Here is a 13,002-nt window from a genome sequence, read left to right on the forward strand (position 1 = left end):
GGCAGTGCAGCGCGCGGATAAGGCGTGCGGTCAGGCGAAACCCTGAGCCAGGAATCGCTTCGCCAATCCCGCCAGCAGCGCCGCGCCGCCGGGCAGCGCCGCCTCGTCCAGCACCATGCGGGTCGAATGGATCCCCTCGCAGCAATGCCAGTCTGCGCCCTCTGCCGCGACGCCCAGAAAGAACATCGCGCCGGGGACCTTTTCAAGCACGTAGCTGAAATCCTCTGCCCCCATGATCGGGCGCTGAAGGCCGTGCCATGCGCCTTCGCCGAACAGCGCCTTGGCGGTTTCCTCGCCCATTGTCACCGCCCGCGGATCGCATAGCGTCACCGGGAACCCTTCGGTAACGGTCACTTCGGCGCGCATTGCGTGGGCTCTCGCAATCCCGCTGGCGACTTCATGAACCATGGCGTGCAGGGCAGCGCGGTGGCGCGGGGAAAGCGACCGCAGCGTGCCAAGCAGGCTGACGCTGTCGGGAATCACGTTGTGTGCTGTCCCGCCCTCAATCTTCGAAACGGTGCAGACGACGGGGTCGTGCGCGTCGAAGCGGCGAGTCACCGCGCTTTGCAGGGCCAGCACGATTTCCGCCGCCACGGGGAGCGGGTCGGCGGCAAAGTGCGGCATAGATGCGTGGCCGCCGCGCCCCTTGACTACTACGTCGAACTTGTCAGCCGCTGCCATCAGCGCGCCCGCGCGGCCGGCGATCTGGCCGTGGCGGGCATTGGGCATAACGTGCAGGGCGAAGGCCGCGTCGGGCAGTGGCAAGCCGTCCGCTCCGCCGCCCAGCAGTCCATCGTCAAGCATGAAGCGCGCTCCGTGATAGCCTTCCTCACCCGGCTGGAACATGAAACGGACCTCGCCCGTCAGTTCTGCCTGCCGCGCGCACAGCAGCCGCGCCGCGCCGGCCAGCATCGCGGTATGCGCATCGTGCCCGCAAGCGTGCATCGTGCCGGGAATGGTCGAGGCATAGGGCAGTCCGGTTTCCTCTGGCATGGCAAGCGCGTCCATGTCGCCGCGCAGCAACACGCTGCGTCCCGGCCCGGCGCCGCCTTGCAGTGCGGCGACAAGCCCGGTGGTCGACGGGCCTTCGCGCCAGGTCAGCGGCAGATCGGCCAGAGCGGCACGGACCTTGTCGCGGGTTAGCGGGGTGTGGAGGCCCAGTTCGGGTTCGGCATGGATGGCGCGGCGCAGGGCGGTGATGTCACCCTGCAAAGCGCGGGCATCTTCGATCAGCGTTTCGTGCAGCATGGGAACTCCGTTTGGCCAAGCTGGCGATGATAGCTGTACGGGCCTGCGCGTCTAGGCCGCGATCCGCGCCGCGATCCGCTGCGCCGATGCGTTGTGGGCACGTACCGAGATGGCCAGGAGCACGTTGAGCGCAACTGCCTGATAAAGGAAATACCACAGCGGGCTGCCTGCCAGCATCGACAGACCCAGCACCACCGCGCGCGGGTTGGGCCCCAGGATCTTGCAGAGCCGCAACAGGGGCGGCGCTTCGGCGCGGACCGCATCGGCAATCGCCCTCAGGCGCGCCGGATCGCCTCTGGCCGCTTCGACTGCCGCATCGATCCGCAGCGCGTGGGGCGTCATGCCGCTGGCCACCGCGAGATAGCCCGATACCAGCGCGCCGCCCCAGCTTTGCCCGGTCGCCGACCCTTCACCAGCATGGCTGGAGCGCAGCCACGGGGTGCCATAAACCCAGGACTGGTACTGGCGGCGCTGCACTTCGACATGGTTTGACTGGACGGCGTGGCCAATCCCGGCGACCACCATCAGCGCCCAGCCGTGCCACCCGCCCCACCAGCCGCCTGCATGGGTCAGTATCCACCCGAGAACGAAGTAGAGCACGATATGGCTGAGATAGTCGCACAGGCCGTCGACCATCTCGCCAATCGGGCTGGCGCGCCCGGTCAGACGCGCCAGATCGCCGTCGGCTCCGTCGACCACGTGCCAGCTCATGTGCAGCGCCATGCCAAGCATCGCACCCAGCGGATACCACGGCTGGGCATAGGCGGCCGCGGCCAGCACGACCAGTGCCGCACCGCAGACCGAAACCATGTTGGGAGTGATCGGGGTGCGCGCCAGAAGCCGGGCCAGCTGCCAGGCAAGCGGGTGGTACAGATGAAAGTTCAGGGCGTCCTGCAATTCGCGCGGGCGCATGGGCCGCTGGGGCGCGGCCTGCGCCGAAATTGTTGCCGAATCCACTCTGCCGTCCTTGTTCTGGCGTCTCAGATTGACTGAAATAGCGCGTTCGGGGCCACTGGCAATGCAGCATGACCCATTTTGACCCCGCTATTCACCGCAGTTTCAGGCGCGAATCGCCATTCGGCTTGACGTCAGGCCACGCAGTTGCTTTGGACTGCGCCACGTTGACGCCGAAACGTAACATATAAGCGCACGCGTCACCTCACGATAAGGGATTGAATCGCACATGAAGCCCATCAAGGTCGCCATGATTGGCGTTGGCAACTGCGCAAGTTCGCTGGTCCAGGGGGTTGCCTATTACCGCCAGAACAATTCGTCCGAAGGCCTGATCCATGACAAGATCGGTGGCTACGGTGCCGGTGACGTCGATTTCGTGCTGGGCATCGATGTCGATTCGCGCAAGGTTGGCAAGGATATTTCCGAAGCCATCTTCGCTGCCCCCAACAATACGACTGTGTTCATGCCGCAGGTCCCGCAGACCGGGAACAAGGTTATCATGGGCAAGGTGCTGGACGGCGTTGCGCCGCACATGACCCAGGTTGGCGACAAGGGTTTCATTGTTGCCGATGCCGCCGAAGCCACCCACGAAAGCATCGTTGCCGCGCTGAAGGATACGGGCGCTGAAGTGCTGCTCAACTTCCTTCCCGTCGGCTCGCAAGACGCGACCGAGTTCTACATGGAATGCGCGCTGGAAGCAGGCGTGGCCGTGGTCAACTGCATGCCGGTGTTCATCGCCAGCCGCCCCGAATGGGAAGCGCGTTTCCGTGACGCGGGCATTCCGATCGTGGGGGACGATATCAAGGCCCAGGTTGGCGCCACCATCGTCCACCGCGTCCTGTCCAGCCTGTTCGCCGCCCGCGGCGTGACCGTTGAACGGACCTACCAGCTCAACACCGGCGGCAACACCGATTTCATGAACATGCTTGACCGCCAGCGTCTCGGCTCCAAGAAGGAATCCAAGACCGAAGCCGTCCAGGCCATGCTCGCCCAGCGTCTGGCCGATGAAAATATCCATGTCGGTCCTTCTGACTATGTTCCCTGGCAAAAGGACAACAAGCTGTGCTTCCTGCGCCTTGAAGGCAACCAGTGGGGCAATGTGCCGATGAACCTGGAACTGCGCCTGTCAGTGGAAGACAGCCCCAATTCGGCAGCCTGCGTGATGGACGCGATCCGTTGCTGCAAGGTCGCGCTGGAACGCGGTGAGGGCGGCGCCCTGATCGGTCCGTCGGCTTACTTCTGCAAGCATCCGCCGCAGCAGTTTGTCGATGATCTGGCAGCCCAGATGGTTGAAGAATACGTCGCCGAAACGCCTCTCGCAGCTGAATAGGCCTGACTTTACCGGATTGAGAGACGGCGCCGGGCAACCGGCGCCGTTTGCTTTTGAGGACTCCCGATGGACGCCCTGATTATCGCCGCCGGTTTCGGCAGCCGCTTGCGCGATCTTTCCGATTCCAAACCCATGACGCCGGTTGCCGGTGTGCCGCTGCTCGAACTTGGCGTGCGGCAAGCCAAGGCGGCGGGCGCGGCCAAGGTGGTCGTTGCAACCGGGCACGAAGCGGAAATGCTCGAAGCGGCGCTTTGCGGGCTGACCGCGCGCTGCGGGATACCGATAGAAGCGGCGCGGGTGGATGACTGGTCGAAACCTAACGGCTGGTCAGTGATTACCGGTGCGGCGCGGATCGATGGTGATTACCTGTTGATGATGGCCGATCACATTTTCTCGGACACCATCCTGACCGGGCTCGCCGCGCAGGGCGGCAAGGACCGCGGAGTGACTCTTGCGATTGATCGGAACACCGACAATCCGCTGGTCGATCCCGATGACGCGACGTGGGTCGAAACCGAAGAGCACGGCTTTATCCGCGCGATCGGCAAGTCAATCCCGGTATACGATGCGGTGGATTGCGGTGCTTTTCTTGCCACGCCAGAGCTGTCCTTGGCGATCGCAGCCGCCATCGCGGCGGGCAAGGCGGGCAGCTTGTCCGACGGAATGCAGGCATTGGCCGATGCCGGACGTGCGGCGACCTGGGACGTTGGCGGAGCATGGTGGCTCGATGTCGATGATCCACGCGCCCACGCCCTGGCCGAAGCGCAGGCCCCGCGCGAACTGGCCGCAGTCTACGCGGCTGCTATGGGTATTTAAGCCGTATCCTTGTCAGCAGACCCGGCTTTGGCACGCTCAGCCGCACGGCCTTGAAACTGGGCAGGCCGGCCAGGGTGGTCGGGTTATTGCTGAATCCAAACCCTTCGTTGGGCAATCCCAGCCCGCTGCGATTGAACGCCTGGTTGCCATCTTCATCGTGGTAAACGGCCAAGGCGTAAGTGCCCGCCCTGGGCAGAAAAATGCAGGCGCGCGTTTCACCCAGCTGCGCCGGGACCCGCATGACCGCCAACGATCCGCGTTTGACCAGGAACCGGCTGCGGTCATCGTCATAGATCGTGAAGGCTACCAGGCCGGTACCTTTGCGCACGTCGGTTACTGCGACGTAAAGCCAGGTGTCGCTGACCTCGCCAACGCATTCGGCGGGCGGCAGCAGTGGCTGAGCGACGCATGTCGAAGCGATGCACGCCCAGGCTGCCAGCGCCCCTGCAATGCGCAATCCGTGCCGCGCGACGGCCGAGTGTTTCATAGCTTTCCCGTTCGATAATCGTGTGGCACGATTCTGCCCCGATCCAGTCTAACCGCTTGATCGGCCTGTGCAAGCAGTCCGCTGCGATGCCCGATCACCAGCACTGTCATACGCTGGGCGAGCTGGGAAACAGCTGCGCCTACCTGCGCTTCGCTCGCAGGATCAAGCGCGCTGGTTGCTTCATCCAGGATGAGCAAGGCTGGTTCGCGCAACAAGGCGCGGGCCAAGGCGATGCGCTGCCGTTCGCCGCCCGAAAGCACCCGGCCACCATCGCCAAGCACCGTGTCGAGCCCCTGCGGCAGGTCCAGTGCAAAATCCGCAGCTGCGGCACGCAACGCCCGGGTCAGGGCATCGTCGTCAAAAGGCCGGCCCCACGCCAGATTTTCGCGCAGCGTCGCGGCGATCAGCACGGCGTCCTGATGCACGTAAGCAACGCGCGTGCGCCAGGCCCGGCGGTTGGCGGCATCTATGGTTACGCCATCGACCGAGAGCTTCCCGCCATCGGGGGAAATCAATCCGCCCAGCAGATCCGCAAGTGTGCTTTTCCCTGAACCCGATGCCCCCGTCAGCGCCACGATACTGCGCGCGGGGATGAGCAGATCGATATCCGCCAGCGCATCAAACGGCGATCCATCGAAGTGAACACGTACCCGTTCAAGCCGGATTTCACTTCCCAGCGCAGGGACATGAACGAAGGTAGAGGGCGCTTCGCCTTCCTGCGCCGCTTCGGCCTGATCGATCAGCGCAAAGGCGGCGTTGATGGCCGGGCGCGCATGGGCAAAGTTTTGCCAACATTCCTGAACACTGCCGAGCAGCGGCAGGCTGCGCGCGAACAGCGCGACAACCGGCAGTATCTGCGCGGCACTCAAATGCCAGCGGACGGCTGCGGTCCACACCAGCACGGCCAGAACCATTGCCCCGCCGATCTGCAGCATGATCTGGCCCAGGCCCATGTCGCGCTGATAAGCCAGGCGCGATCCGCTGAGTTGCGCAAAATCCGTAAATGCGGCTTGTTCGGCGCGGGCCTCGCTGCCCAGGCTTTTGACAACACGGATTGCCCCAAGGCTGTCGGCAAGACTGCCCTGCATCGCACCATAGGCGGCGCCCAGCCGGTCTCCCAGATGGGCTGCGCGGCGGCGCAGACGGCCGTATGCCAACAGCACCAGCAAGCCGCCAAGCATCCCTCCCAGTGTAATCAGCGGCGCAACGACCAGCCCGGCCAGACCAAGGCCGAACAAGGTCAGCAGCGCGGCAAGGCCATGGACCGCCTGATTCATCGCATATCCTACCCGGTCAATGCCGGTGACCAGCACGCTGGTGCTGTCCGACCGCCTGAGCGATGCAAGCATGCGCCAGTCCGCACCCAGCAGCGCGCGCCATACCTGGCGGCGCAGCCGGTCGACCACACCCAACTCGAAGCGCAAAGTGGCCATCCCCCGGGTCAGGGCAAGTATTCCTCGCAGGACGATCAGGATTACGAACAGCAGCAGGGCTGTGCCCAGGCTCCGCTCCAGATGAAGGCGCGAAAACAGGGTTGCCAGCTGGCTGGTGTTTCCCGGATCGAGCGCGGCAAGCAGCGGAACCAGTAGCATCACACCAAGACCTTCGGTCAGGGCTGCGCCTACCATCAGCAAGATCAGCCGCACCGCGCCGGCCCGTTCATGTGGACCGATAAGCCGCACCAGCGATCGGCGATCAGAGGTCATTGCGGCCTTCGGTGTAAGCAAAGAAGCGGGAATAAAGTATTGCACGCGGAATGGCAGCCGAACACACAAGCCGTTCGCGCGATGACATGTCCGAGGTTTCGGGCCAAGAATCGAGTGCCATACGCAGGCGATCGAAATCGAGCATCTCTGCCAGGTCCGGGTCATTGGCCGCGCGGTCAATTTCCTCGCGCAGGTCGGCAACGCGCGGCGTCATGCGGGTATACCAGTCGGCATTGTGTGACCCATTCAGGCGGGACAAGCGGAATTCATCGTCCATTCTGCCGTTCAGCAGATCGCGGGCCAGGCGGCGGTCCTGACCGTCATATAGTACCATGTTGGCGGGCAAGCCGGCGCAGAACTCGAAAAAGGGGCGGTATGCTGTCGGGTCGCGCTGCTCCATGCCATAGATCTGTTCAAAGCCGCTGTAGACGTCGGAAAACTCGCCCCAGGTGTTGTCGTGCACTTCGCGGATCATCGCCAACCGGTCGCGCAGCGGATAGCGCGGATTGGGCAGGTTCGCGGCCTTTGCCCGATCGACCGCGCCGCTTTTGCGGGCATAGTCCTGGCGCAGCGGTGAGGCGAGCGGATAGAGGTTTTCGATGCCGCGGATGCCGCGCTGCCAGTGCCATAGGCTGTCGGGCAGGAACGGCATTACCGCCAATGCGGCAAAGCGCCTCAACAGGCTCCGTTGATCGTCCGGCGCACTGCGCAGCGCCCGAAATAACTGAATCCAGCGCAGCGTCTTGAAATAATGGGAGTAGGCCCAGTTGCCGTCATCGCTGACCGTCATGTTGCCGAACTCGCCCAGCAACACCCTGTCGCATCCATCGCCGCGCGCGGCCTGCCACAGGCTATGGTAGACGCCCATGTTGGCCAAACCCTGCGGCGCGCCTCCGATAGTGTGAAACAGCTTGGTAAGATCGTCGGTAAATGCCCGGTCATCGTTGCTGTGGAAGTGCGGCGTCAAACGCGGATAGCGCTGGCACAGCGCTGCTACGCGGGGCCTCTCATCGCCATAGGTGCCCGGCGGGGTATGCCCATCCCAGTCATGACGAACGGTGAATGTATAGGTATCGACCGGTTGATCGCCAGGCAGTGCATCAAGCACGTTTATCGCAACGAGCGAGGAGTCGAGCCCGCCTGACAGCATGATTGCGGGACGTGAACTTCCAGCCAGGGCCGCGCGCGTTCCTTCGGCCAGCAAGTCACGTGCCGTCGCCAGGTAATCGGCGCGGGTCATGCGCGGGAGCGGCTTCAGCGCGCCAAGATCATAAAAGCGCTGCGTTTCCCGCCTGCCTGGCCCGAGCGTTACCGTGCTGCCTAACGCAACCCGTTCGACGCCCAGATACCAGCCCCGCCCCTCGTCCGAGGCGTTGAACCACGCCATGTCGGCAAGCTTGGCCGGATTGGTGCGCTTTTCGATGCCGCAAGCAAAAATGGCCCGGACGGCTGTGGATGCGATCATGCGTCCGCCGGCCTGGTAGAAATGAAGCGGCGGCGCACGCAAGGGGCTGCGCGCCAGTCGTAGTGTGCGCAAGGACGGATCGGCGATTGCTACGGCATATTCGCCGATCAGACGCAGATCGGTATCTGCGCCCCACGCCAGCAATGCATGACCATACAGGATCGCCAGTTCGTCCGGATCGCCTGCAGCCGGGCAGGGCCGCCCCAGCAACGCGGCAATCGGGGCAGCATTGTCCAGATGGCCCGTGAACAGGACCGAAAGGTGCTGCGCGCGGGGGACGGCCCAACGCTTTGCGCGGCGGAGATCGTTGTGCGCAAAAAGGCGCGCGAAGGTCAGACCGCCATCGGTAACCGCCGCAGCGGCACGGGACAAGCCAGCGGAGAGGGACGAACCCAATTGGTCAGCGGACTGCTGCGATGGCGCGCGGTCATACCAATCGATCGCAAACACAGCTGTCCGGACGAAGCGGCCAACCCAACTGCCGGATTACCGGCAAGTCAGGATTTGCCGCTGTTCCCTTCAGTCGTACCGGGCAGACCGGGGGCAACATCCTTCAAGGTGCCAAGCTTGACCAGTTCGGGACGGGTCCATGCTGGCTGAAGATCCTGCGGCTGTATCGACATGATGTGATCCTATGCGCCCGTTTTTAAACCTTGTCGTCTCAGCGCCCCATAAAACGATTTCGTGATTGTGCCAAGCCGCAAGGTCTTAGCCAAAGCGAATGATCGGATGGAACGGCTCGGCGATGGCTCCGATTACTACAGCGCCGCCGGATTCGACCCAGGCATGTAGGTCTTCGACCGCGCCGCGCCGCCGCGGGTCCAGTACGCCGATAACAAGTTTGCTGGGTATTTTTCGCCGCCTGTACATGACATGCAAGGCTGTCGCGCGCGGCAGGCACTTTGTATGAAACGGAAGCCGCGCCGCGGCCCGCTCAACGGCCGGGACCAGCATGGTGCAGTCGCAGGTTGAAGCCGGCTGGCCGGCGTTTGCAGTTCCGACATCGCCAAGCAGAAAGCGCCAGTGCCTTAACGCGACCGCAGCGACGAGCAGGCGGGCCGCGGCCAGCAATATCATTGCTTCGGCTACCGTGCTCCACCAGCGAACCTTTGCCAATGCCTCAGCCTCCGGCGATCAGGCCAGCTTCGACCAGGCTTTTTATAAAAGCATCGGTGTCCGCGCCGATCAGGGACGGCGATGTCTTGAAGTGGGCAGCCAGATCATCAAGCAGGGCCGTGTAATCGCGCGTGCCATCGATGAGCGCCCACGTTGCTGCTGCGCTACCGGTCAGCGAATAGAAGGTACCTGTATCCAGGCTCATGACAACAACTTCGCCATCAATCGTCGTTTCGCTGAACGCAGCAGAGTTTTTTACAAGAACGCTGCTCACGCCGCCTTGCGCCCTGGAAAACGTAGGATGTGGTTCAAGGCGGCATCCACGGATGAGGCGAACCGGCTGCGATTTATGGGACGCACCAGCCGCGTCATCACAATCCCCTGGGCCAGCTTGGCGCGAAGCGCGAACAGGGCAGACCGGTCAGGCTGGGCAGCCTCAAATATGGCTTGCGTATAGTGGTCATCGGCCAGCCGCGCGAAACGGTCTGCACCGCGCACCGGTTCGCAACGCATATCCGGCCCTGTTTCCAGGAATGTCAGCGATACGAGCGGCAGCGGCTGTGTCGAAGCGCCAGCAGCCGCGGCCGCGAAACGCTTGTTTGTCCCCGCGCCCACCGCCGCTTCCCCGACCGCGCCGGTCATTTCAACCGCATCCTCCAGCAACTTGAGCCGTTTGTGTCCGGGCAGAGCCATGATCGGGCCATCGCCCGGCGAATGAACAAGCAGGGTATCATCACAAAACAGCGTCAGCCCGCGCTGGCCCAGCGCAGCGACCAGTGTTGACTTGCCAGCACCCGACGGTCCGGCAAAGGCAAAGACCTGGCCGTCATGCTCAACCGCTGAAGCGTGGATCGGGACAAGGCCATTGAGGCAGGCGATCCCGGTATGAACGGTCCCGCATCGCCATAGCTGTTCTTCTTGCGGATCGCCGCCATCAGGCCATTCGACCGTGATTCCCCGACCTGCTTCGTACAGAAAGCCAAATCCACTTTCGCAGCGAAGCAGAAATCGGCCAGCCGCCATCTGCCATCGCCCGGGTGTTGCCGCCGTGCCGTCAAGGCCGATCGGCACACTACCGCGGTTCCACCGCGTTTCGCGCTCCATCTGCGCAAGTGCTTCCATAGAACTGTGCGGCGGCGACATGAAGCCAGCCTTGCCTTCACGCCCGGCCAAGGTCAACTGCGCCGCTAAGCCCCGATCCCTCGCCCTGATCCGACATACTGTGTGGAAAACACCGGTCAAAGCGCTTGTTCCCCCCATATGTGGTGGCTAAGCGCCGGGTAAGGAGCTGCATTAACCCCATGCCCGCGCCGCTGATCTCGCCCTCTATCCTGTCTGCCGACTTTGCCCGGTTGGGCGAGGAAGTGCGCGCCGTGGACGCGGCCGGGGCGGACTGGATCCATGTCGATGTCATGGACGGGCATTTCGTGCCCAACCTCACGATCGGGCCGATGGTGGTAAAGGCGCTGCGTCCGCACACCACCAAGCCGCTCGACGTCCACCTGATGATCAGCCCGGTCGACAGTTTCATCGACGCCTTTGCCGAGGCCGGAGCCGATGTCATCACCTTTCACCCGGAAGCCGGGCCCCACGCCCACCGCACAGTTCAGGCGATCAAGGCACATGGGAAGAAGGCAGGAATCTCGCTCAACCCGGCGACGCCGGCCAAGATGCTTGATTATCTGATCGACGAAATCGACCTCGTCCTGGTGATGAGCGTCAACCCCGGCTTTGGCGGCCAAAGCTTCATTACCAGCCAGCTCAGGAAGATCGAGGCGGTGCGCAAGATGATCGACAAGACCGGGCGCGATATCCGCCTGGAAGTCGATGGCGGCGTAGATGCCGCGACCGCACCGCTGTGCGTCTTGGCTGGAGCGGACGTGCTGGTCGCAGGCACAGCAACGTTTCGGGGCGGGCCAGAATGCTATGCGGCCAACATTGCCGCGCTCAAGGGTTTGGGGTGAACCATGGCCGATGCCCTGTCCATCCGCGAAGCTGCCCGATCGACCGGCGACAGCTTGGCCGGATCGGGCGGGCAGAACCGGGCCGTTCCACTGGCCGCGGGCAATGAGGAGCACGCATTGACCGAGGCCGATATTCCGCCTGCCGATGCACTGCCGGCCCAGGCCCCGGGTGAAGTGATTGAACCGGGCCGCGCGCTGGCTCTGGCAGATTTTGCGCCACCTGCGGTTGGCGCGGGCGAACGGTTGCTGCGCATGGCATACCGCCTGGGCGTACCCGGATCGGCGCTGTCCGGGCGGCTGGGCAAGGCGGCCAGGCCGCGCTTGCTGGCAACGGTGCAAAATCCGCTGCCGGGATCGCGCATGGCAGGAACGGCCCTGCGCGCCGGGCATTTTCTGGTCCACGGAATCAAGGCGCCGATTGCCCAGGTCGATTTCGCCGGGGCGGCACGAATGGCCCCGCCGCTGGAACGGGTGGTCCATTCGTTTGCGTGGCTGTCCGATGTGGAAACCTGCGGTCCGCGCGAACAAGGCGCGCCTGTTGCCGAACGGATCCTGACCGCCTGGCTGGGCTCAAACCCCAAGCCGCCATCGCGGCCTGGCAAAGGCCCGGCCTGGATGGTCGGCAATGCCGGAACGCGTGTGCTCAACTGGCTGGTTCATGCGCCCTTGATCCTGTCGGGCGGCGATGCAGCATTGCGCGCCCGCGTGTTCAATCACCTGTCCGATACCGCCCGCTGGCTTGATAAGAACGTGGGCCGCGCCGACGATCTGCTGGGCGAGGTTGCCGGGTGGAGCGGGATCGTTGCCGCCGGACTGCTGATGCCCGATGGCAAGCCGCGCCGTCTGTTTGGCGAAGCCGGACTGATCAAGGCGCTGGGCGAGATGGTCGGCGACGATGGCGGCGTCCTGTCGCGCAGCCCGCTGATGCAGATGGAAGCGATCGCGCTGCTGGTGCGGCTGCGCGCCTGCTATTCCGCGGTGCGGCGCGATCCGCCCGCTGCGCTTGATGCGATCCTCAGCCTGCTGGTGCCGCCGCTGCTGGCCTTGACGCACGGTGATGGATCGCTGGGGTCGTGGCAGGGCGGCTGGGCAGTCGATGCCAGCGATGTGGCAACTCTGGTCACCGCAACCGGGGTACGCAGCCGGCCACTGCGCGATGTGCGGCAGTGGGGATATCAGCGCATCGTGGCGGGCAAGACAATCTTGCAGTTCGATGCTGCGCCGCCGCCGCTGGCCCGGCACGCGCGTTCGGGCTGCGCTTCGACCTTGGCCTTCGAACTCAGCCAGGGGCCTCATCGTATTGTGGTCAATTGCGGCGGCGCCGCCTGTGCGGGCGGGCTAATACCGGTCCGGCTGGAACAGGGGTTGCGCGCCACCGCGGCCCATTCGACCTTGGTGCTCGACGATGCCAATTCAACTGCCGTGGTGATCAACGGTAAACTGGGCAGCGGTGTTTCCGAGGTTGAGGTCGATCGCCGCCTGATCGCCGGAGAACGACAGGGCGGGGCAACCCGGCTGGAAGCAAGCCATAACGGCTATGCCTCGCGGCACGGGCTGATCCACCGCCGCATCCTGATCTTGCGCGATGACGGCAGCGAACTGCGCGGCGAAGATCTGCTGGTTCCGCGCAGCGGCAAAGGCAAGACCGGGAAGGTGGCTTTCGCGATCCGTTTTCACCTGGGGGTGGGGATTGAACTGGGCCTGTCTGATGACGGGCAGGGTGCCGGGCTTGCCTTGCCCGATGGGTCGTACTGGCAGTTCCGCGCCGGGGGCGACAATCAGGTTTCGATTGAAGAGAGTTTGTGGGCCGATGGGCAGGGCCGCCCGCAGCCGATCCAGCAGCTGGTAATTTCCGGCATGGTTTCGCGCGGCGGCGGCAGCTTTGCCTGGCTGCTCAAGAAAATGGGGTAATTCCA

General features: G+C 64.0%; 13 protein-coding genes. 4 read left to right on the forward strand and 9 right to left on the reverse strand.

Features of this window, described 5'->3' with window-relative positions:
- Nucleotides 1-30: 30 nt before the first annotated feature.
- Both Q0L62_RS07655 and Q0L62_RS07660 read right to left on the reverse strand, forming a co-directional pair.
- Nucleotides 31-1,248 carry a M20 family metallopeptidase gene (locus Q0L62_RS07655; protein WP_296678561.1) on the reverse strand — a complete coding sequence of 406 codons (1,218 nt, stop codon included), beginning with the start codon at nucleotides 1,246-1,248 and terminating at the stop codon, nucleotides 31-33.
- A gap of 51 nt (nucleotides 1,249-1,299) precedes the next feature.
- Nucleotides 1,300-2,205: a CDP-alcohol phosphatidyltransferase family protein gene (locus Q0L62_RS07660; protein ID WP_296678563.1), complete on the reverse strand. Its 906-nt coding sequence runs from the start codon at nucleotides 2,203-2,205 to the stop codon at nucleotides 1,300-1,302.
- 226 nt (nucleotides 2,206-2,431) lie between these two features.
- On the opposite strand from Q0L62_RS07660, the gene Q0L62_RS07665 reads away from it, so the two are divergent.
- Both Q0L62_RS07665 and Q0L62_RS07670 read left to right on the forward strand, forming a co-directional pair.
- Nucleotides 2,432-3,532 (forward strand): inositol-3-phosphate synthase, encoded by a 1,101-nt coding sequence (locus Q0L62_RS07665; RefSeq protein ID WP_296678565.1) that lies wholly within the window; start codon nucleotides 2,432-2,434, stop codon nucleotides 3,530-3,532.
- Nucleotides 3,533-3,598: 66 nt separating this feature from the next.
- Nucleotides 3,599-4,348: an NTP transferase domain-containing protein gene (locus tag Q0L62_RS07670; RefSeq protein ID WP_296678566.1), complete on the forward strand. Its 750-nt coding sequence runs from the start codon at nucleotides 3,599-3,601 to the stop codon at nucleotides 4,346-4,348.
- Here Q0L62_RS07670 and Q0L62_RS07675 read toward each other — a convergent pair.
- The 7 genes from Q0L62_RS07675 to Q0L62_RS07705 all read right to left on the reverse strand — a co-directional run bounded on the left by Q0L62_RS07675 (nucleotide 4,335) and on the right by Q0L62_RS07705 (nucleotide 10,265).
- The gene (locus Q0L62_RS07675) at nucleotides 4,335-4,835 is read right to left on the reverse strand and encodes a DUF2141 domain-containing protein (protein ID WP_296678569.1); all 501 of its coding nucleotides are present in this window, start codon (nucleotides 4,833-4,835) and stop codon (nucleotides 4,335-4,337) included. The genes Q0L62_RS07670 and Q0L62_RS07675 overlap by 14 nt on opposite strands.
- On the reverse strand, nucleotides 4,832-6,541 hold the full coding sequence (locus tag Q0L62_RS07680; protein ID WP_296678571.1) for an ABC transporter ATP-binding protein: 1,710 nt from the start codon (nucleotides 6,539-6,541) through the stop codon (nucleotides 4,832-4,834). The genes Q0L62_RS07675 and Q0L62_RS07680 overlap by 4 nt, the downstream gene beginning before the upstream one ends.
- A complete protein-coding gene (locus Q0L62_RS07685; protein ID WP_296678573.1) occupies nucleotides 6,531-8,402 on the reverse strand; it encodes an asparagine synthase-related protein in 1,872 nt (623 codons plus the stop codon). The genes Q0L62_RS07680 and Q0L62_RS07685 overlap by 11 nt, the downstream gene beginning before the upstream one ends.
- A 101-nt stretch (nucleotides 8,403-8,503) precedes the next feature.
- A complete protein-coding gene (locus tag Q0L62_RS07690; protein ID WP_296678575.1) occupies nucleotides 8,504-8,629 on the reverse strand; it encodes a hypothetical protein in 126 nt (41 codons plus the stop codon).
- An 85-nt stretch (nucleotides 8,630-8,714) separates the two neighbouring features.
- On the reverse strand, nucleotides 8,715-9,122 hold the full coding sequence (locus Q0L62_RS07695; protein ID WP_296678577.1) for a lasso peptide biosynthesis B2 protein: 408 nt from the start codon (nucleotides 9,120-9,122) through the stop codon (nucleotides 8,715-8,717).
- Between the two features lie 4 nt (nucleotides 9,123-9,126).
- On the reverse strand, nucleotides 9,127-9,396 hold the full coding sequence (locus tag Q0L62_RS07700; protein WP_296678578.1) for a PqqD family protein: 270 nt from the start codon (nucleotides 9,394-9,396) through the stop codon (nucleotides 9,127-9,129).
- A complete protein-coding gene (locus tag Q0L62_RS07705) occupies nucleotides 9,393-10,265 on the reverse strand; it encodes a hypothetical protein (RefSeq protein WP_296678581.1) in 873 nt (290 codons plus the stop codon). Before Q0L62_RS07705 ends, Q0L62_RS07700 begins: the two co-directional genes overlap by 4 nt.
- A gap of 158 nt (nucleotides 10,266-10,423) precedes the next feature.
- On the opposite strand from Q0L62_RS07705, the gene rpe reads away from it, so the two are divergent.
- Nucleotides 10,424-11,086 (forward strand): ribulose-phosphate 3-epimerase, encoded by a 663-nt coding sequence (rpe, locus tag Q0L62_RS07710; RefSeq protein WP_296678583.1) that lies wholly within the window; start codon nucleotides 10,424-10,426, stop codon nucleotides 11,084-11,086.
- A 3-nt stretch (nucleotides 11,087-11,089) separates the two neighbouring features.
- Nucleotides 11,090-12,997: a heparinase II/III family protein gene (locus Q0L62_RS07715; protein ID WP_296678586.1), complete on the forward strand. Its 1,908-nt coding sequence runs from the start codon at nucleotides 11,090-11,092 to the stop codon at nucleotides 12,995-12,997.
- Nucleotides 12,998-13,002 lie beyond the last annotated feature (5 nt).

This window comes from Novosphingobium sp. (assembly GCF_024642085.1).
In the GTDB taxonomy this organism is placed as follows: Bacteria; Pseudomonadota; Alphaproteobacteria; order Sphingomonadales; family Sphingomonadaceae; genus Novosphingobium.